Origin of the sequence: Companilactobacillus miaonis (genome assembly GCF_036913615.1) — a bacterium.
GTDB lineage: Bacteria > Bacillota > Bacilli > Lactobacillales > Lactobacillaceae > Companilactobacillus.
In genome coordinates this window covers 58,919-78,757 of record NZ_JAYKTX010000005.1, presented here as the reverse complement: position 1 = coordinate 78,757, position 19,839 = coordinate 58,919, and the positions used below count along the sequence as shown (strand labels likewise).

The 19,839-nt window shown below is 36.3% G+C and carries 19 protein-coding genes and 1 tRNA gene; 12 read left to right on the top strand and 8 right to left on the bottom strand.

Annotation, left to right across the window (positions count from 1 at the left end):
• Positions 1-53 precede the first annotated feature (53 nt).
• The 5 genes from U8521_RS05455 to U8521_RS05435 all read right to left on the bottom strand — a co-directional run bounded on the left by U8521_RS05455 (position 54) and on the right by U8521_RS05435 (position 5,817).
• The gene (locus U8521_RS05455; protein WP_334352105.1) at positions 54-800 is read right to left on the bottom strand and encodes a response regulator transcription factor; all 747 of its coding nucleotides are present in this window, start codon (positions 798-800) and stop codon (positions 54-56) included.
• Positions 801-2,069 (bottom strand): sensor histidine kinase, encoded by a 1,269-nt coding sequence (locus U8521_RS05450; RefSeq protein WP_334352104.1) that lies wholly within the window; start codon positions 2,067-2,069, stop codon positions 801-803.
• A gap of 134 nt (positions 2,070-2,203) precedes the next feature.
• Positions 2,204-3,091: an alpha/beta hydrolase gene (locus U8521_RS05445; protein ID WP_334332216.1), complete on the bottom strand. Its 888-nt coding sequence runs from the start codon at positions 3,089-3,091 to the stop codon at positions 2,204-2,206.
• Positions 3,091-4,410: a PTS transporter subunit EIIC gene (locus U8521_RS05440; RefSeq protein ID WP_334352103.1), complete on the bottom strand. Its 1,320-nt coding sequence runs from the start codon at positions 4,408-4,410 to the stop codon at positions 3,091-3,093. The genes U8521_RS05445 and U8521_RS05440 overlap by 1 nt, the downstream gene beginning before the upstream one ends.
• A gap of 66 nt (positions 4,411-4,476) precedes the next feature.
• Positions 4,477-5,817 (bottom strand): APC family permease, encoded by a 1,341-nt coding sequence (locus tag U8521_RS05435; RefSeq protein ID WP_334352102.1) that lies wholly within the window; start codon positions 5,815-5,817, stop codon positions 4,477-4,479.
• A gap of 730 nt (positions 5,818-6,547) precedes the next feature.
• Between U8521_RS05435 and U8521_RS05430 the strand changes: the two genes are divergently transcribed.
• From U8521_RS05430 to U8521_RS05405, 6 genes are all read left to right on the top strand, one after another.
• Positions 6,548-7,546 carry a Gfo/Idh/MocA family protein gene (locus U8521_RS05430; protein WP_334352101.1) on the top strand — a complete coding sequence of 333 codons (999 nt, stop codon included), beginning with the start codon at positions 6,548-6,550 and terminating at the stop codon, positions 7,544-7,546.
• Position 7,547: 1 nt separating this feature from the next.
• On the top strand, positions 7,548-8,750 hold the full coding sequence (locus tag U8521_RS05425) for a DEAD/DEAH box helicase (protein WP_334352100.1): 1,203 nt from the start codon (positions 7,548-7,550) through the stop codon (positions 8,748-8,750).
• 107 nt (positions 8,751-8,857) lie between these two features.
• Positions 8,858-8,931: transfer RNA gene (locus U8521_RS05420), tRNA-Arg, on the top strand.
• Positions 8,932-9,001: 70 nt separating this feature from the next.
• On the top strand, positions 9,002-9,505 hold the full coding sequence (locus U8521_RS05415; RefSeq protein ID WP_334352099.1) for an acyl-CoA thioesterase: 504 nt from the start codon (positions 9,002-9,004) through the stop codon (positions 9,503-9,505).
• A gap of 76 nt (positions 9,506-9,581) precedes the next feature.
• On the top strand, positions 9,582-10,859 hold the full coding sequence (locus U8521_RS05410) for a PTS sugar transporter subunit IIC (protein ID WP_334332222.1): 1,278 nt from the start codon (positions 9,582-9,584) through the stop codon (positions 10,857-10,859).
• Positions 10,860-11,215: 356 nt separating this feature from the next.
• Positions 11,216-11,998 carry a MurR/RpiR family transcriptional regulator gene (locus U8521_RS05405; protein WP_334332223.1) on the top strand — a complete coding sequence of 261 codons (783 nt, stop codon included), beginning with the start codon at positions 11,216-11,218 and terminating at the stop codon, positions 11,996-11,998.
• A gap of 51 nt (positions 11,999-12,049) precedes the next feature.
• On the opposite strand, the gene U8521_RS05400 is transcribed toward U8521_RS05405, so the two are convergent.
• Positions 12,050-13,567 (bottom strand): SLAP domain-containing protein, encoded by a 1,518-nt coding sequence (locus U8521_RS05400; protein ID WP_334352098.1) that lies wholly within the window; start codon positions 13,565-13,567, stop codon positions 12,050-12,052.
• Positions 13,568-13,650: 83 nt separating this feature from the next.
• Here U8521_RS05400 and U8521_RS05395 point away from each other — a divergent pair, with 83 nt between their 5' ends.
• Positions 13,651-13,869 (top strand): hypothetical protein, encoded by a 219-nt coding sequence (locus U8521_RS05395; RefSeq protein ID WP_334332225.1) that lies wholly within the window; start codon positions 13,651-13,653, stop codon positions 13,867-13,869.
• A gap of 103 nt (positions 13,870-13,972) precedes the next feature.
• Here the strand turns inward: U8521_RS05395 and U8521_RS05390 are convergent, their stop codons facing one another.
• Positions 13,973-14,389, bottom strand: a complete 417-nt coding sequence (locus tag U8521_RS05390; RefSeq protein WP_334352097.1) for a hypothetical protein — start codon at positions 14,387-14,389, stop codon at positions 13,973-13,975.
• A gap of 153 nt (positions 14,390-14,542) precedes the next feature.
• On the opposite strand from U8521_RS05390, the gene U8521_RS05385 reads away from it, so the two are divergent.
• From U8521_RS05385 to U8521_RS05365, 5 genes are all read left to right on the top strand, one after another.
• Positions 14,543-14,992 (top strand): DUF3290 domain-containing protein, encoded by a 450-nt coding sequence (locus U8521_RS05385; protein ID WP_334332227.1) that lies wholly within the window; start codon positions 14,543-14,545, stop codon positions 14,990-14,992.
• A gap of 8 nt (positions 14,993-15,000) precedes the next feature.
• Positions 15,001-15,630, top strand: a complete 630-nt coding sequence (locus U8521_RS05380; RefSeq protein ID WP_334332228.1) for a DUF421 domain-containing protein — start codon at positions 15,001-15,003, stop codon at positions 15,628-15,630.
• Positions 15,631-15,754: 124 nt separating this feature from the next.
• Positions 15,755-15,925: a hypothetical protein gene (locus U8521_RS05375; RefSeq protein WP_334332229.1), complete on the top strand. Its 171-nt coding sequence runs from the start codon at positions 15,755-15,757 to the stop codon at positions 15,923-15,925.
• Positions 15,926-15,939: 14 nt separating this feature from the next.
• Complete coding sequence (locus U8521_RS05370; RefSeq protein ID WP_334352096.1) at positions 15,940-17,400, top strand: multicopper oxidase family protein; 1,461 nt, start codon at positions 15,940-15,942, stop codon at positions 17,398-17,400.
• Between the two features lie 104 nt (positions 17,401-17,504).
• Entirely contained in the window at positions 17,505-18,155 is a 651-nt protein-coding gene (locus tag U8521_RS05365; RefSeq protein ID WP_334352095.1) for a DUF6198 family protein, read from the top strand.
• Between the two features lie 208 nt (positions 18,156-18,363).
• Here U8521_RS05365 and U8521_RS05360 read toward each other — a convergent pair whose 3' ends face one another.
• Complete coding sequence (locus U8521_RS05360; RefSeq protein WP_334332232.1) at positions 18,364-19,563, bottom strand: GGDEF domain-containing protein; 1,200 nt, start codon at positions 19,561-19,563, stop codon at positions 18,364-18,366.
• Positions 19,564-19,839: the final 276 nt, after the last annotated feature.

Sequence of the window (19,839 nt, the reverse complement as noted above, 5' to 3'; positions counted from 1 at the left end):
CATTAAAACAAATAGCACCGGGTAATCAAAGAACCAAGAACGATTACCCGGTGCTATTTGTTTTTACGATTGAATTTTTTGATCAATTCTTTGTTCTTTCTAAAAGAAACTTCACAATTTGAACCATCAACAAATGTTAATTGCCTCGTCTTACTGTCGAAACTAGTTGCGTTATCAAGATTGACGAGGAAACTACGATTGCAACGAAATAGATTAGGATAGTCTTGATCAAAGGTATTGAGGGAACCGTTGAATTCCGCCAGTTGATTTTTAGTGATAATAAAAATCCTGCCGGGGATTTCTTTTTTAGTATAGAGCATGATTAAATCATCCATTAAAACAGAAAAGTAACGACTACCAATTTTATAATCAAGCAAATTTTTAGAACAATGGGTATAAGAGAGCAGTTTTTCTTGGACGTTTTCGATATCGTCAGTGATACGTTGTTTGATGCTTTCCAAACCTTTGTCTTTTAGAATATAATCTGCCGGAGCAATTTTTCTCTCTAGAGTTGTGAGTGATAACTCATCATGAGTGGTGATAAAAATGATTTGAGCTAGAGGCACATCTTGACGAATTTTTTCAGCTAGATTCAAGCCTGCTAACTTGTCCTCTTTTATTTCCATATCCAAAAAATATAAGCCTAATTTGGCCTGATAATGTTGTAAAAATTCTTCAGTGTCGGCTGCAGCACAAGTCAATGTCATATTAGCGTCATTGATAACGATGCCGTTTTGGATGTATTTTATGAATTTTTGGCGTTGTATTGGATTGTCTTCTAACAAGTAGACTGGATACATTTATTCACCTCCAACGATAATTAGAGTCATCATCAGATGTCCCTTGACTATTTTGCTGTCTAAAAAGAGATTGTCAGTTTGGCTGATCAATTTGCGAACGTTGCTGAGGCCAAAGCCAGTGTGATCCTTTTTAGTTGTGTAACCACTTTGAAAAATCTTATTGAGATTCAGTTTTTTTGCCAATGGATTGTCAATCGTGATTTCGGTTGTTTGAGCAGTTTGGTTGATAGCACAAGTGACGGTACAATTTTTAGTGACGTGTTCTAGGGCGTTGTCGATTAGGATTCCTAAAATTCTCACTACCACGATGTCGACATTGAAATGCAGATGGGGTTGAGTTAGTTCCAAATGAAAGTCGATTTGTTTACTTTTAGCAATGAAAAATTTTTGAATGAGCAAACCCCGAATTAAATCATCATCGATGGCGCTGACTTGGGCAATATTGCCGTTGTTAATGAAAGACATTTCATCTTCTGGAACGATGTCCTTATAATAATCTTTCAATTCTTGCGAATCACTTTGGTCAACCAATGGTTTGATAGCAAGCATAATATTTTGAAAATCATGCTTGAATTTACGTAGTTCAGTGTATTGTTGCTGCACACTAGTCAAATATTCGTTTAATTGCTTGTTATAAGCTAGTTTTTCTTGAGCCTCATTTTGAATGGCAATCGTGTGGACAAAGAAAATCAATTGATAGTAAGCCACAATCAAGAGTATTGAGAAAATCAGAATAATGCTGGCTTGAATAGTAGCTGTCACGGCTTGGAGATCACTGATCATCAAAATAACCAAAAATGACACTAAAACACTGAGGGTTAAAGCAAGCACTCGTTTGCCTAAATGATATTTTTCGATTTGCAGCCAAAGTTCAACTGTCGACTGACGAAAATGATGCATGACCAAAATAAGTATAGCTAGATAGAGTAAATTGATTACTAGCGAAGTCGTGATGAAATATTCTTGATAAATTTCTAATAGCCGCAATTGCCAACGATTATTTACAATAAAGAAAATGATCCTAGCAGTGTATGTGGCTAAACAAAAGAGAACTAATTCAATATTAGAGGCCATTATCAAAGCAATGGATTTTTGCATATCTTTACGATAGATCAAAAGAATCAAACCGATGAAAAAGAGAATGAAAATATCGTCCAAAAATAAACCGATATAACCGAAGACTAAAGCTAGGGCTATACCGATTAATGTTTTTAAAAGATTGAATTCTTTAATGAAATAATTTTTTAGTTGTAAAATTGCGAACAGCAAGCAAAAATTTGCAATTAAGTTTAGATGCCAGTCTATATATACCATAAGCCAATTGTATTTAAATTTTTGCTCTAATACAAGGTGTTTTTGCTTTATGTTTATTTTGATATATACAATAAGGAAGACGTCAGCAATCAGTTATTTGCTATCGCACTCTGTTTGCTGTCTGGAGAATCTGGATTAGTTACGCCGTTACCAATGATGTATTGGTGAAAAATGTTGATGAATTGGTTGCTAGCAATCATATCGGAGTGTTGAGCTTTGCTACCAGTTAAGGTAATTAAGGTATAGTGCTTAATGTGACCTTCATAAATATACTTACCAGCATCAACGCTGCCTAAAGGAACGATTCCATCATCGGTATAAAGTTTTGTTCCGGCGATGGAATAATAAGTTAGATTGCTAGGAATTTTGTCTTTATCTTTAATTAAATCATTGAGCATTTGAGTACGGTTAGAACTATTCTTTTCTTCAAAATTATATGGTGTACCGACGGTCAACATTTGATTGAGCGTCATCGTTGAATCATCAAAATACTTTTCTAAGAAAATGGTCCAGATCAAGCCACCATTTGAATGTCCAAAGGCATTAAAGGTATTGAAGCGGTATCGTTTTTTAATTGCGTTAAAGGCGATATTGAACCATTGAACTTGTTTTTGAATATTGGAATAACCGTCTTTATTGTTGTCAAAACCAACGACGATAAACGGTTGCGTGTCGTTAGCCCGAATCTTACCGGTATACGAAATAGAGTCGTCTAAGTGTACGGTCATTTTAAGTAAGCTGTGGTGTTCGCCATATTTACTATTGATAGTTTTAACTAGATCATCGAATCTATTAGCTGAGGCACTTGAACCGGGAATCATGATGATTGGTGACATTGGCGAATTATATCTTCCTGCTAAAGTAGTGACATTTTTCTTAGTCCAAATGTAAGAAGGGATACCAAGCAGGATGAAAAATAAAGCAATCGCTACTAAATATTTAAAATTTTTATTTTTTCTTAGCGTTCTGAAATGCATTAATGTTCACCTTCTTCAGAGGTTAAGTTGTCTAATTCTTTAACTTTGATAGCCATCTTCACAAAAGGAATGTAAATCAGAGTTGAAATGACGATAGCCAAAATAGAGAAGCCTAACGCTTGCCAGCTGCCGTTTGTACCGATGAATGCAGTTAATGGTCCAGGCGTTCCGACGGGCACAGGATAGACGCTAGGTGGCATTAAATGGAATTGAATCGCTAGAGCCGCCATTAACATATTAGCTAGTGGTGCCAAGATGAATGGAATAAGAAAAATTACGTTAAATAAAATTGGGATTCCGGTCATCAGACCGCTACTAATATTAAAAAGACTAGGAATGATCGACCAGCGAGCAACGGTTTGGTAGTCTTTATCTTGTGAAATGATCAAAATAGCGATTATCAAACCCAAGACAGCTCCAGTTCCACCAAACGTGGCAAAAGCGTGGTACAAAGACGAACTAGTGAAAGGATTGGGAGCATTCCAAGCGGTGTGATGATCCAAAGCGTAATTGAGATTGATAGTTGACAGTTTATCCATTTTTTCCACACCGAGGGATGAATAAGTACCTGACCATCCAAAAAACGACATTACCAACGTGTAGACGGAGAAAATCAAAGTTTTAATGATTTGACCGAAATTACTCTTGGATGAATATTCTGAGGCGACGGCATTGATGAAATTACCAGGGGCTTCAGCGTAGTAAGTGATATTGATCAAGGTACTCAAAACGATTGCTACAAGCAGCGAAATGATGATGGGACGAACAGAGATGAAAGAACGCTCCCAAATATTTTGCTCGATGTCACTAGTTGGAATAGGACGACTTGCTTTTTTGAAGATCCAGCCGATGAGAATACCCGATATCATCGCAAATAGAAGTCCACGTAAGCCTAGAATTTGGGGATGGAAGGAAAATGGCTGTAATTTGGAATAACTGTAATTAACTATTAGGTAAAAACTGATACCGGTGATACCTGCTAATTGGTCATCACGCTTGAAATATTTGGCAGTATATTTAGCAGCTCCAAAAATCGCTACAACCGAAATGAATCCGAGTGACAAATTGTAAAGACCCGCACAAATATTTTCAATTTGCCGATTTAAAAAGTCGTTATTGATTGTTGGGAAAACATCAGTTAAGAATCCCTCTTTACCAATGACGACTGTCTGAATTATGCGAATGAAACTGCCGAAGAGTGCGAACGGAAAAACCAAAAGTAAGGTCTTTTGAATGATACGATAAATCAAATGTTTTTGAATTTTCAGTGTTAAATGAATTAAATTTTTTTCAAATTTATTTTGAAAATCAACTTTCATAAAAATTCACCTTTTTAGTTAATTGGACTCTACCAAAAGTATAACCTCAAATAAAAAAAGCCGCCATTATAGCGACTTCTTTTTGTGTAAATAATGAATATAGTAGACAGGTAAACCAAGTAACGTAATTCCAATCCCCATGAAAGCTAATCCTGGTTGACGGAAAATTGTGGAAATGATGATATAAGCACCACCAGCTAGAGCAATGATTGGTGGAATTGGATAGAAATTGATCTTGTAAGGACGAGTCAGTTCGGGTTCTTTCTTTCGTAAAATGAAAACCCCAACGAACATCATCATCGAGAAAATCCACATGACGAAAACTAACATATCAGTCAAGTAATCAAAACTACCCATGAAAATCATGACGATAGCAATGACAGTTTGTACTAGACCAGCATTTGCAGGAACACGAGTGTTTTTCGTTAATTTAGAGAAGAATTTAGAAAAGACAATATCATCGTCAGATCCTAAAACGTAAGTGACACGAGCACCAGTCATCGTATAACCGTTGACGGAACCGAAAACGGAAATAAGAATACCAATTGTCACAATTTTTCCACCGATCTCGCCAAAAATCCTGATGGCAGATTCGGAGGCGGCATTTTGATTTCCAGGAATCAAGTGAAATGGTAATTCTTTGATGAAGACAAAGCTGATCAAGACATAAATCAAAGTGATAGCGAATAGTCCGATAATGATTGATTTTGACAAGTCTTTCTCGGGACGCTTCATTTCACCAGCTAAACTACCAACATTCATCCAACCATCAAAGGCAAACATCGTTGCTAATAGACCGCCACCAAGTGATGACCAAAAACTGGCATGATTTCCAGCAGTAACAGGGAAAAGTGATACAGGATTACTAGATTTAGTAAAAAGTCCTACGATAATAATCAAAGCAATAGGAATTAACTTGGCAATCAACGAAATATTTTGAATGCCGCCACCAACCTTGGCTCCGAGCAGATTTACTAAGTATAGAAAAACCGCTAAAGAGATTGCAATTGGAATTTGCCAAACTTTATCGATATTACAAAGGTTCATTACTTGTGTAGCAAAAATGATTGATAATGCTGAGATTCCTGCTGGGTAGTAAATAACCGATTGTGCCCAAGCAAGAAGAAAAGCAGGTATTTTACCGTAGATATATTCAATATATTTATAAATACCACCGGCCACTGGAATTGCTGAAGCAAGTTCTGCAATTGTCAGACCGGCATTGATCGTAATAAAACCAGCTAATAGCCAGACTAAAATAGTTAAACTGGCACTACCAGTTGCGGCAGTAACACTGGAAATCTTGAAGAAGACTCCGCCACCAATAACTAGTCCCATCACGGTCGATAGAGCTGAAAAGAACCCAAGGTCTCGTTTCAGACTAAATTTTTCTGTTTCTGAATCCATAAGGCAAAATTACCCCTCTCAAAAAGGTTCTTTCTTTTGCTTTTTGGGTGTAATATGCCGTCCTCCATAGCAAAGCCGATTTTGGCTGGAACGATGTGGGCACGACTTGAAGCCTTTTTCAAAACCGGAAAAAGTCTCCAAGCTCGGCCTTATTCTAAGCAATAAATTGCTAAGAATAATTTCACATCTGAGCCAAATCGGCTTTGCTATTCCGGATTAGATAACGTTTCTATGTATTATTTGTCTTCTATTCAAGTAGAAATTTGTGCTCTATTTTGAAATAGAATTTAGTAGTTTTATTATTTAAAATTAAATTATCTTATTCCATCCTCTAAAATACTAAATGTATTCAGAATAGTAAGATACTATCTAATTTCGAATTAATTTGGATAAACAATAAAAGACGTTATCTAGTCGGGAGTGACAGCTTTGTGGATGCTCAGCCGTGAAATTCTTGTTAGTGCTTTAGCACTTACAAGAAGGCCAAGCTTGGAGACAATTCCCGCTTTTGGAATCGGCTTCAAGTTGTGCCCACAGCGTTCCAGCGTCCACAAAGCCGAACGGACGACGGAAATTTACCACTAACTAAGCTAAGAAATAAACAATTCCATTAAAAGAAAGACCTTTAAAATAGCCTAAGTTTCGATTATATAACATATTGATAGATTCTTGGGAGTTTTTTTGTAGTAATTACGCTTACATAAAAGTAAAATTAAAGTGAGGTGATTTTATGATTAGATTAGGAATAATTGGAACGAATTGGATCACAGAACAGTTTGTCAATGCTTGCGACATTACAAAATCTTTTGAATTGACGCATGTTTACTCAAGAACGACACAAAAAGCTCAACAATTTATTGATGATTTAAAGAAAACTGAAATTAGAGTTAGTACTGATTTGAACGAATTCTTCAAGAGTGACGACTTTGATACGGTTTATATTGCTTCTCCAAATGGTCTGCACTTTGGTCAAGCTGAATTGGCTTTGGAAAATGGTAAGAATGTTATTGTTGAAAAGCCTAGTACATCAACGGTCAGAGAATTTACAATTTTGGATGACTTAGCACATGAGAAAAATCTTTTCTTATTCGAAGCTGCTAGACACATTCACGAACCTATTTTTAAGAAGATTCAAGAATATGTTGACGACAATCGCTCGGAGTTGAGTGGAGCTACTATTTCTTATATGAAGTACTCCAGTCGCTATGATGCTTTTAAGGCAGGGAAGTTGCCAAATATCTTCAATCCGAAGTTTTCTGGTGGGGCCTTGTACGATTTGGGGGTCTATACGATTTATGATGCGGTTGTTTTGTTTGGACAACCTGATAAGGTCGATTATTCTCCTGAAATATTGTCTTCTGGTATCGATGGTTCAGGTAGTTTGACTTTGAAGTATCCTGACTTCGACGTCAATATGTTGATCGGTAAGACGAAGAATTCGTATCTCCAGTCAGAAATTTACTTTAATAAGAAAACTTTATTGATGGATAGCGGCGGTGATATCACGCACATTAAGTTGGCGGATGAAAATAAGAATATCACTACGATCCCAACCCAAAAGGCTGATAATCCGATGGACTCTGAAGCTAGTGAATTTGCCAGAATAATTAATGAAAATGATCAAGAAACTTATGAAAAACTCTTGAAGTACGCTAGAATTGTAAATAGAATTCTAGAACAGGCCAGAACGAGTGCAGGACTTGTTTTTGGCGCAGATGAGGAAAAATAAAGTGGAAATACCAAAATTATATCAAGCTTACTTTAAGCAAAATCAATTTACAGCTCTAACAAAGATTCAAGAGGCTGTTTACTTACCATTTAAAGAGGGACGTGACTTTGTCGCCATGGCCCCAACTGGCTCAGGTAAGACACTCGGCTTTGTTATGCCAATGTTAGAAACTTTAGTTCCTAATGATGGACTTCAAGTTTTGATCTTAGAACCTTCACAGGAGTTAGCAATGCAAGTCCGTGATGTGATTCAGCCACTGGCTAAATTAGTTGACTGTAAAGTTCAAGCTATCACTGGTGGAGCTAATCCCCAACGGCAATTAAAGAAGCTAAAGGAAAAGCCAGAGATTATTGTGGCAACTTTAGGCCGTTTGAATGAATTGACTCAATCACGCAAGATCAAACTTGGCAATCTCAATTCAGTAATTGTTGATGAAGCAGATGAAATGTTGAATGAGACTAAACTTGAACCGGTTCGTCAAACGATTGCTCAAATGCCGGCTGATGTTCAAATGACATTCTTCTCAGCTACAGGTGTTGAAACATTTAAGGATATGCACAAGTGGTTCGGCCAAGACTTTGAAATCATTGACCAGAGAAATGATACGACTTACACAGCTGGAATTAAGCACTATTTTATTGACGCCAATAGTGATTTCGTTAAAAACGCTTTAGTGCGTGAGTTGGCACATAATAAGAAGTTTCTGGGAATCGTCTTTTTCAATAATTCAAGATCACTGCATAAGACTATCAGTGACTTGAATCACGATAAGACTAATTTTACGGCTTTGGATAGTAAGATGTCTTCACAACAACGTAAGAATGCCATCAGTTTGTTTGCCAGTAAAAAAGTTAATTTGTTATTGACGACTGATGTGGCTGCGCGTGGAATGGACATCAATAATATTACGACTATTGTTAACTACATGATTCCTCGTGATGACAGTGAATACGTTCATCGTGCTGGTCGGACTGGCAGAATGGGTAAGAGCGGCAAGGTGATTACTTTCGGTAACGGCCATGATTTGAAGAATTTACGTGAATTCACTGGGATAGAAATTAATAAGGTTTACTTGAAGACTGATGGAACTCTTTCGAAGAAACCAGTTAAAAAAATCGTTCCAGCTGCTAAAAAGGATAAACCTAAAGCCAAGAAACGTTTGCGTGACCAGAAGAATAAGGGTAAACACGTTAAGAAAAATTAATAGTTCGAATTAAAAAATCTCTATAAAATTAGACTAAGTCTGATTTATAGGGATTTTTTGTCTTTTCAGTTAATAAGTTAATGTTATAATTCTTATATAGTGTTTTTGGTCCCTTGGCCCAGTTGGATAGAGCAACTGCCTCCTAAGCAGTAGGTCCCCGGTTCGATCCCGGGAGGGATCAGTTGAATAATTATTAAAGTCATTAATGCCTATGCATTGTGGCTTATTTTTTTACATACGAGGTAAAAATTATGACAACTGTAAAATGTAGTTCCACTTTATCGATTAGTAACCATCGAGTTTTCTCTTCTGACTTGAATGAACATGAGACGGTTTTTGGTGGCAAAACTTTGATGACGATCGATGATAATTCTTCGATTGCGGCAGCTCGAATTGCTCGAAATCAGACAGTGACTGCTTCCGTGGATCAAGTTAACTTTATTTTGCCATTTACATTGCAAGATTCGATGTGCACGGAGTCTTATGTCTCGGGTGTCGGAAAGCGTTCGATCGAAGTTTTTACGAAAATTATTGGTGAGCATTTGAAGACGGGTGAGAGATTTTTGGGTTTGACATGTTTTTCAACTTTTGTGGTGACTGACAAGAGTATTGTTTTGCCAAAAATTGAACCGGATTCAGAAGAGGCTCAGTTTGTCTGCAATGGGTACGAATCTCGTCAGCGTGAACGTTTGCAAAAATTATTAGCCCAAGAAAAATTTAACCGGAATATTAATTTAGAATTTCCCTGGCAATAAAGTGTCACAGGTATCATTGATAGCCCTTACATAAACATGATATAAATTATGTATACCAAAAAGAGGGGGTTAAGAGATGAAAAGTTTTATTGCTTTTATGGAGAAACACTTTTTACCAGTTGCTTCAAAGATTGGTAATCAACGTCATTTAATTGCAATTCGTGATGCTTTCGCTTACACAATGCCATTAATGATTGTTGGTGCCTTCGCCGTATTGATCAACAATCTACCTATTCCTGGGTTCATAGACTTTATGAATGGGGTCTTCAGTCAAAAGATGGGGGATTCATATGTTTGGACTCTATTAGGTGGAAATATCTGGAATGGATCATTTGCCATTCTATCTATCTTTATTTCTTTCCTAGTTGCTCACAACTTGGCTAAGTCTTATGGTGTTGACGGAATTTCTGCCGGTATCGTATCATTAGGTTCTTTCTTCGCCGTTGGTGGTGCACAAGGAATGGATTCAGCTGGATTGTTCGTGGCCTTGTTAGTCGGTTTACTTTCTACTGAACTATTTAGACGTTTATCTGATGTAGATAAATTTACTATCAAAATGCCTGACGGGGTTCCACCAGCAGTTGCTAAGTCATTTGCTGCCTTACTTCCAGCCATTATCACAGTTACGGTATTTGGTTTCATTACGATGCTTCTAAATGCAATGGGTATCGAAAATGTTGTTACAGCTTTCTACAAGGCTGTTCAAGAGCCATTCATGGGTATGGCCAACTCATATCCAACTGCACTATTGATTGCCTTTATCACACCATTCTTATGGTTCTTTGGTCTTCATGGTGCCAACATGATCGAACCATTTATGCAAACTATCAATGCTCCAGCTATTCAAGCTAATGCCGCAGCATTGAAAGCCGGTAAGGAAATTCCTTACATCGTTAACAAACCATTTATGGATTCATTCGTTAACATCGGTGGTACTGGTGTAACAATTGGATTGATCATCGCTATCTTTATCGTTGGTCGAAAGAATAAACCTTATATGTCAGTTGCATCCCTAGCAACAGCTCCAGGTTTATTCAACATCAATGAACCATTGGCATTCGGACTTCCATTAGTCTTGAATCCAATCTTATTCGTACCATATATTTTAGCTCCAATGGTCTGTGTAAGTATTGCTTACTTCGCTACAGCTAGTGGTTTCATGCCGGCAGCAACAAGTATGCCGCCTTGGGTAACACCACCAATTATCGGTGGAATTATCGCCACTGCTAGTTGGCAAGGAGGAGTTATTGCCGCAATCAATATCGCAGTAGCCGCCTTGATTTATGCACCATTTGTTTATATGAGTACTGCTATTGAAATGAATAAAGCTAATAAAGCACTTGACGCAGCATAGAGCAGAGCGTGAAGCAGGCCTGCGTAACGCGTTTTAGCTATATTGCCAAGCACTTTCCAAAGAGAACCAAATCTATAAACAAAAAGAAACTACAGAAGAAATCAAAAAAACAAACAATCAAGAGTTAAATGGTCGACAAAAGTGTCGACCCCATAACTCTCCCTAAGTCATAAAAACCATGACAAAGGGAAAGTAAGAAGGATGACCCCCGATCATCCTTTTTTCTTTCTCTAAAAATGATACAACTAGTGACAAAAATGTCATATTTATCACAAATGCACTGAAATGCTCTTGCTAAGGCAATTCCAAGTAATGTAAGATTGAGTTAATAAATCGTTTACAAAGTAGGTAATGGAATGCTCTTTCTAGATCATACGCCAGAGTTGACGGAAACAGATATGATAATTTACCGTGTGATAGTCAAGAATATGAATACGGTCGTATACATGCGAATCCGTGATTTGGCAAAAATTACATATTGTAGCACAGCCAGCATTCAACGCTTTTGTCAAAAATTTGATTGTGCCGGTTGGTCAGAATTCAAAACACGCTTGAAATTATATGTTGCTAACAAACATTTGAATCAGGAATATCCAACTGATTTGGATAGTGGGGAAATCGTTCGTTCAATCATGGAGACTGATACAGCAGATGGACGCAAAAAAATAGATGAGGTCGCCAAAATGCTTTTGACCCGCAAACAAGTACTGTGGATAGGTGAGGGAACTTCCAAAATACTAGCTGAATTTGGTGCAGTCAACTATTCGAGCTTTGTCAATTTGTCACTACTAATTCAAAATCCCATCGATAATCCAATTGTGGATTTTGATGATAATGTAGGCGATGAATTATGTTTAGTCGTCTGTTCAGTATCGGGTGAAAACCACATCATCATCAAATACATTGATAATTTTATTAAACATAAAATACCAGTCGTGGCTATCACCAATAATGTTACGTCGACAATTGCAAAAATGAGTCAATACACGCTGACTTATTTTGCCACGCAACAGATGATTGAGAGTGATAATGTGACGACGCAAACACCAGCAATGTTCTTGATTGAGAAATTAATTCGTCGAGTATCATCGCTGAAACAAGCTAAAAAAATTGAAGAAACAAAAAAGAAGCCGTACTAATGAAAATGAAATTCATTAATACAGCTTCTTTTTAATAAAATAGTTTTTTGGTTACTTAATGTCAGATGCTTTAACCCATTCGTTAGTAGCAACACGATACATTGTTTGACCGTTGATTGAGGCAGTTTTATCACTTCTCCAAGCAGTGTTCTTAGCTAATCCACGATTAGTGATCAAATCACCTTTAGCATTGTAAAGATGAGCATCATTTAGGGTGTTAACAACGGTATTATTTAAGTTAACTTCTAGTCCGTCAGTTAACTTAACCCATTCGTTTGTTGCGACACGTAGATAAACTTCGTTATTAAGTGTCATCTTTTTGTCGGCTTTCCAATCAGTGTTACCACTAAGTCCACGATTAGTGATTAGTTCGCCGTTTTCATTGTAAAGATGAACATTCTTGTTAGGAAGGGCATAGAAGACAGATGAGTAATTTGAAATAGCTTTCTTATTTGTGTCTGTTGTTGTGTTTGATGATGAATTGTTGTCATCAGTTGATGGAGTAACGATTGGTGTTTCAGGTTCGTTTGTGCCGATTTCGTTGTCGGTTGTTACTTTTTGATCGGATAGGTCAGTCGTAATATTAACGTTTTCGGAAACTTTAATGGGATTGCCATCTTTGTCAGTAAATTCAGCACTAGTTAGATTTGAGCCATCTTTATCGAATGCTAATTTGAGGTAATTCCCACCAGGTTCAGTTTGGAAGGAAACAGAAGCACCTTTAACAACGGGAACACCTGCCATTCCGCGATTACCATATTGAACGAAAGTGGAGTATTTAGAGATGGTGTTCTGAATCTCTTCTTTGACTTTACTTAAATCGGTGTAGCTAGCTTCAGCGGGAATTTCAATAGTGTTTAAGTCCTTAGACATCTCAGCAATAACTGATTTTAAAGCTTCAGGATCAGAAGATGTAAAGTGAGTTGACATTGTGTCTTCTGCTTGTTTAATTTCTTCAGTCAATGAATCTTTTGATAAATTAGACTTCAATAAAATATTGCCGTCTTTGTCTAGATAATTTGGATCGATTGTAAATTTGCCATCTTTATCTAGTGTTAGGTTGATTGATCTTGCGGTTTTATCATCAGTATTGTTAGCAAATTCTACATCATTATTTCCAATGTAAAGTGGGTAAGTTCCTGGTTTTGTAAATTGTTTTTGAATGTTTGGTAGTGCCACTTTTTCATCAGTTCCTTTGATAATTCCACTTGGAACATCAAAGGTATAGTTGATAGTTGATTTTGAATCTAAGTAATAAGCAATAAAAGAAATAATTTCGTTACGTTCAGCGTCAGTTGTAGCTTTTTGCGCTTCATTAGAGTATTTAGTATAGGCGTTTTCTAATGTTTTGATTTGAGTGTCAGCTAAATCGTTTACGGAAATTTTAGCTTTAAGTTGTGCTAGTGAAGTCTCTAGGTCTGTTTGAGCTTTGCTTTTATCTGCTTGTTCCCCACTAGGCGTTGCAACATCCCCATTTTCGTCTGCCAAAACAGTTGTTGCGTTTACTGCAGGAGCAGTTAAAGTCATGGCAATAATCCCTAAAACAATTGGTCCAAAATGTTTTTTCATTTTAAATATCCCCTTTGATCGTTTACTTACAATTCAAATTCTAGCAAAGAGGGGCGACAATATTTGTCGTTTTAGGTGACACCATGAAGAAAGTTTATAAATTTATATATAATTATTTTTTAGCTTCTGTTGTAATAATGTTATTTAATTTTAGATTTATTAATAAAGCTCCTAATGTAAAAATTGCCCCACCAAAACCAACAAAATTGAGTCCGAAGTTACCAACGATCATTGAACCGGCTGCTGAACTTAAAGAAATTCCCAAGCTTGAAGCAATGGGATTGAACGATGAAGCCAGATAATTGGTTGCTGGCTAAGGAAGCTAAACCAAAAACTACCAAGAATAAACTTAAACTGCCACTGGAGAAAGTCATGGACAAAGAAAAAGAACCCCATGACGGGATTCTAATTAATAGAATTTATAATATCACGTAAATTTTTGAAATCTAGACTGGAAAATAATTCATTTAGTGACCCATCGACAACTTTGGCAGCTTCCTTGAAGTGTGCGATACCTGAGGTCGTAATTTGCAGACAGATTTCTTTTTGATTTTCGTCGCTATGATAACGTATCAAAGGTTTGCAGTCCTTTTCTTCCAGACGGACAGCCATTCGTGAAACAGCTGCGGAACTGAGTTTGAGGGAATCTTTGATTTCAAGCAAACTAGCTTTGGAATCGTACTGATCATACAAGTAATGTAAGAAACTGAATTCGACTGGTGAAAGGTCAAATTTATTGAGAACTTTTTCCAATCGTGTTTGAATGTCGTTTTCAAAGTGCTTCATTTCCAACCACGTACATAGATTTGAAGGTTGACTCATTTTTATTCACCACCTAATGCCATTAACTTCTAAGTATTATGCAGCAGTTTGAATACTTGCGCAAGCAAATTAAATTGGAGGCGCTTTAAACAGGGTAAAACATGATTTTTTGCTATACTAATCGTAAATAAAAAAATAGTTGAGGGGATATAAATGAGTTTTTATTCGTATGATTACTTAATTGCCCACAATAATGAGCCTAATTTCTTATTCATCATTGGAATTTTAGTCTTAGCGGTGGCCATTTTTGTTACTAGCTATTTGTATTTTAAAAATCGCTCTGACAACAAATATCGTGATTTGTTGATAATTTTTGGATTGGGTATCTTCCTATTTATAGGGATTAATTACAATAATTATGAACAAAAATTGGATATTAATAATAAAACTAGCCAAACGTTGGAATTAATGAAGTCAGTGGCTAAAGAGAAGAAAGTTTCTACTAAAAAATTATATTCGAATAGTTCTAGTTTGACTGAAGGGATGTTGATCAAAGCTGGCGATAACATTTATCGAGTCAGTTTTGATAGTAACCAATCCAGTTACACGTTGACGAAAGCTAGCATTATTAGCTCACAAAAAATTCAATTGATTAAAAAATAGGTGGAGATATGGTTTTGTTATATGGAGATTTAACTTTAAAATTTATCATCGGTTTCTTATTCATGGTTTTGCAAATCAATCTATTCGGTCGTGGTAACATTGCCCCAACTAGTGCGATCGATCAACTACAAAACTATGTACTTGGTGGAATTGTAGGTGGGATGATCTATAATTCCAGCATCACGATTTTACAATTTACTTTGGTCTTGTTGATTTGGACCTTGGTGGTTTTTGTAGCTAAGTTTTTGACAAATCACAATAATTTCTTCAAGAAAATAATTGAAGGTACACCACAAGTGATCGTTAGAAATGGCAAAATTGATGTCGATTTAGCTTTGCGTAATGGCTTGTCCGCTAATGACTTGTCATTCAAATTACGCCAAGCAGGAGTTCTAGATGTAAGAAAAGTCAGCCGGGCGGTTTTTGAACGTAACGGTCAACTCACGATTTTGCTGAAAAATGAAGATAGCTACAAGTATCCGATTATTTTGGATGGCAAAATCGATATGGAAGAGCTGTCAACTTCTGGTCACGACGAAGAATGGATCAACGAACAATTGGAAAAGCGGCATATCGACGTGTCAGAAGTCTACATGGCTAATTTTATCAACGGAGAGTTAGTAGTTTACAAATACTAAAATCTTTATGCCATCATCCAACAAAAAAGAATAACCTCTAAATTTCTTAGGATAGCCAAAAATTATTTTTATTTACGTATAACTGTATTAAAATAGAAATGTAATAAATTTTGGTGGTGATAATATGGCAGGTGGTTCTAAGGCTTTCTCATTATTCATGCTAATTTTTTATGCAATTTTATTGTATTTCGTGTTTGCTAATAAGAACATGATTGCGATGTATATGATGGGTATCGGTATGTTTATCGAAGCTTTAGTAAATTGCGTATGTACGTTTCGATCAAAAACTAAATAGGGTGGCGATTATAAATGGCAGAAACAAAAGTTTACAATGATTATTTCTTTGATGAACCAGTATTTGATTTACATGACGGTGGATATATTCCACTAGAAAAAGTTGATATTCCAGATCAACCATTGAATATCCCTACTGCTTTAAAACCAGATAAAGTAGACGGTAACGATGTTTATTACACAATTACAGCCCAAGCTGGTGAAACACAAATTTTACCAGGTAAAAAGACTAAGACTTGGGGCTACAATGCTTTTTTGTTGGGACAAACAATTGTCTTGAAACAAGGAGTACATTATCATGTTCACCTAGTTAACGAACTACCAGAAGTTACTACATTCCATTGGCATGGTTTAAATGTCACTGGACCAATCGTCGATGGTGGTCCACATGCTCCAGTTTATCCTGGTGGCAGTCGTGACATTGATTTCACTTTGGATCAACCAGCACAAACAGATTGGCTTCATCCACATCCATGTCCAAATACAGCTCGTCAAGTCTGGAATGGCTTAGCAGCTGCGGTCGTCGTTACAGATGCTGAAGAAGCAAAACTTCCATTCCCAAGAAATTATGGAGTCGATGATATTCCTGTAATTTTACAAGATAGAAGTTATCACGACAATCAGCTCGACTATAAGAAAGATTATGATGTTGATGGTACCCTTGGAAAGTATGCGCTGGTCAACGGTACGATCAATGGTGTTTTCGACGTAACGACTCAACGAGTTCGTTTAAGAATCTTGAATGGATCAGATCGTCGTGAATGGCGTTTGCACTTTGATGATGAGCATGAATTTACTCAAATTGCTTCTGATGGTGGGACTTTGCCTGAACCAGTCAGATTTACTAAATTGATGTTAACTTGTGCCGAAAGAGCTGAAGTTATCGTTGACTTTGGTGACAAGAAACCAGGAGATGTCGTAACTTTGATGAGTGATAATACACCTATCATGAAGTTCAAGATTGGTAATTACACTCGTGAAGATGTAAAACTTCCTGAACATCTCACAACGATCGACGCACCAAAAGTAACACCAGGTCTTCCTGTAACCAAGACTGTTATGTCAGGAATGGATGATCAAGTTCGACTCGATGGCAAACTCTTTGATATGCAAAGAATCGACCGTCGTCAAAAAATTGGAGACACTGTGCTTTGGGATGTTGTCAATACCAACGATATGGATGGCGGTATGATTCATCCGTTCCACATGCATGGCTGCCAATTCTTAGTAATCAGCCGTAATGGCAAAGATGTTTATCCAAATGAACATGGTTGGAAAGACACCGTAGGAGTTAACGCTGGTGAAACCGTTAGAATCGCAGTTCAATTTACTAAATTTGGTGTTTACATGTATCACTGTCATATCCTTGAACACGAAGATACAGGTATGATGGCTCAAATTGAAGCTTATGATCCAAATCATGAACATAAGTATCATTTATTGAGTATGGACGAAATGAATCATCCTAAAAAATAAATTGAATTGACATCGTTTTCAAGCTAATCTAAACTTAAATCTAGTAGTTAGGCAATACCAATTACGTTTGGTATTGTCTTTTTTTATTAGGGGGAAGGTTTGTAATGGATAGTAAATTTAAAAAGCGCTTGGGTTATTTAATTTTTGCTATTATTTTGGACGCATTTGCTAATGCATTAATGATCGACAGTAATATGGGTAGTGCTGTTTGGACGGCTTCGGCAGTTAATATTTCAACTTTACTGCACGCTAGTTACGGTACGACTTTGTTCGTGTATGCAGTGATCGTGACGATTGTTAATCAATTGTTGTTAGGAAAATTTGATATGCATATCTTTATTTCTAACTTATTATTCTCACTACCATTCAGTTATTTAGTAGGATTTTTCAGTGATTTGTTAAATCCGTTTCATTTTCCTGATTTACCGATTTATTTAAGAATCATCATTGATATCTTAGGCTTGATCCTAATTTCAGTCGGAACTTCGATTTATCAACGGTGTAACTTGATTCAACATCCTAATGATGAAATGGCATATTTGTTGAGATTTAAGTATTTACATGGTTCGGCTGGCTGGGGACAGTTAGTTAGCTACACACCACCAATAATCATTATGATCACTTGTTTTGCTTTGACCGATCGAATTATTTCGGTCGGAATTGGGACAGTTTTGGCGATGTTTTGTCAAGGAATAATCATTGGGATGGCTGACAAAATTGTTGTACCATCATTGAAACACCACTATTCTTTTTAAAATAAAAAAAAGAGTAAAATTATTAGTTTATTCTATTGCCCTCAAGCGTGACATGGTTTACTATGACATATAGGGACTACCAGATTTAAAAACAACTGATTCCTTCCCGACGGTGAGATTAATTTCTCACTATTTTTTTGTTCTCAGAAGGAATATCAAAATAAAAAACTCTACTAACTGATTTAATTTTTCAGCTAGTAGAGTTTTTTTATTTTGGATCATCGAATTTAGTTGTTTTACCTTCTATTGTCATACTGTTGCGACCGGAATTCTTTGATTGATATAAGTAACTGTCAACTCGCTCGAAAAGGTCTTTGAAACTCTTATCGGTGTCTCTTAGTTGCGCAACGCCGAAGGAAATATTGACGTTAAGTTGATTACCATTTAAAAATAATGGTGAATTTAATAAGGCGTTTCTTAGATCAACAATGATTGGAGAACATTCTTGGGCAGTTTTGCCTCGAAAAATGATGATGAATTCTTCACCACCAAAGCGAAAAATCTGACCTTGAGTCTTTCTCAAAAATAGTTCGCGTTCTAGCGTATTAGCAACGTGTCTTAAAACACTGTCACCTGTTGAATGTCCGAAAGTATCATTAAATTTTTTAAAGCGATCGATATCAAACATTGCAATGGTGAGTGGAACACTGGAATTTTCAGTATATTTTTGGTAAATAGCCTTGGTACTTTTATCGAAGCTGGCACGATTTCTGATTCCAGTCAATTCATCATAGTTAATAGCGACTTTTAAGTGGTCGTAGCCATTGAGGGTTTCCTGCATTTTTCGTTCGCAGTAACGAATAATAGCCATGTAAATCAAGAAGACTAAGACCATATTGAGAATACGATAAAATTGGAAACTGTGGTCGACCCAAAGCATTAACCACCAGGAAACACCGTAAATGGTTTGGCAGATTATAAATTGGCGGGCGTTATTTAATAATTTATCTTGATTTAAGTAAATATAAATTGTGATAGCCATCAAACAAAGGTAAGCAATCACAAAGTATGGGAACTTGTAACTGTCTAAACGCTGAAAATTTGAGGCTTCATGGTAGACAAATGGCATGACTATATTGATCATCAAAATGATACGGTTTCGCATCAAATATAGTGCATAGAGCATGATTGTCATCTGAGCATTGGCGTAGAGCCAACCATTGTTGATTGAACCGTTATTGATAATATGGAAAGTCTTTTGCAAGATTGTCATAGCCAAAGCTAGTCCAGAGCCTTCGAGTAAGTGAAAGAAGACTTTGAGATAAGTGGACGGATGACTGCTAACCAAATAACGTTCTAAGCTGTAAGCCAAAATTGTGATCAAGGTGATTAAGCCTATTGTGACTAGGGTGATGATCGTAGAATCAATTTTCAGGTAATCATCGATGGTATTTTGTATGAAATTCAAGTTTGCTTCCTTAATTTTTATTTAAATATCAAATTTAAAGATACCATTTTTGAGAATTATTAGAAAGTAGGGTTAGGAGATCGAGTTAAGGCAAAATTGAAGCTAAATTAGAATAATTATAGCTTTGCAATATAAAAGATGTTACTGTGGTGTCGAAAAATCCTAGTTATTAAGCAAAAGAAATGAAAGATTCAAAAATGTATAATTTTTTTCTTTTAATTAGTGTCCATTTCAACTAAATAATTTTATAGACTATTTTTTGGTAAAGTTCTATGG

Coding starts and splice junctions, on each gene's coding strand:
- U8521_RS05435 (WP_334352102.1), bottom strand. CDS start 5,817: ATGGATTCAGAAACAGAAAAATTTAGTCTGAAACGAGACCTTGGGTTC.
- U8521_RS05395 (WP_334332225.1), top strand. CDS start 13,651: ATGAAGAAAGTTTATAAATTTATATATAATTATTTTTTAGCTTCTGTT.
- U8521_RS05455 (WP_334352105.1), bottom strand. CDS start 800: ATGTATCCAGTCTACTTGTTAGAAGACAATCCAATACAACGCCAAAAA.
- U8521_RS05440 (WP_334352103.1), bottom strand. CDS start 4,410: ATGAAAGTTGATTTTCAAAATAAATTTGAAAAAAATTTAATTCATTTA.
- U8521_RS05380 (WP_334332228.1), top strand. CDS start 15,001: ATGGTTTTGTTATATGGAGATTTAACTTTAAAATTTATCATCGGTTTC.
- U8521_RS05410 (WP_334332222.1), top strand. CDS start 9,582: ATGAAAAGTTTTATTGCTTTTATGGAGAAACACTTTTTACCAGTTGCT.
- U8521_RS05405 (WP_334332223.1), top strand. CDS start 11,216: ATGCTCTTTCTAGATCATACGCCAGAGTTGACGGAAACAGATATGATA.
- U8521_RS05400 (WP_334352098.1), bottom strand. CDS start 13,567: ATGAAAAAACATTTTGGACCAATTGTTTTAGGGATTATTGCCATGACT.
- U8521_RS05375 (WP_334332229.1), top strand. CDS start 15,755: ATGGCAGGTGGTTCTAAGGCTTTCTCATTATTCATGCTAATTTTTTAT.
- U8521_RS05365 (WP_334352095.1), top strand. CDS start 17,505: ATGGATAGTAAATTTAAAAAGCGCTTGGGTTATTTAATTTTTGCTATT.
- U8521_RS05430 (WP_334352101.1), top strand. CDS start 6,548: ATGATTAGATTAGGAATAATTGGAACGAATTGGATCACAGAACAGTTT.
- U8521_RS05370 (WP_334352096.1), top strand. CDS start 15,940: ATGGCAGAAACAAAAGTTTACAATGATTATTTCTTTGATGAACCAGTA.
- U8521_RS05415 (WP_334352099.1), top strand. CDS start 9,002: ATGACAACTGTAAAATGTAGTTCCACTTTATCGATTAGTAACCATCGA.
- U8521_RS05445 (WP_334332216.1), bottom strand. CDS start 3,091: ATGCATTTCAGAACGCTAAGAAAAAATAAAAATTTTAAATATTTAGTA.
- U8521_RS05385 (WP_334332227.1), top strand. CDS start 14,543: ATGAGTTTTTATTCGTATGATTACTTAATTGCCCACAATAATGAGCCT.
- U8521_RS05390 (WP_334352097.1), bottom strand. CDS start 14,389: ATGAGTCAACCTTCAAATCTATGTACGTGGTTGGAAATGAAGCACTTT.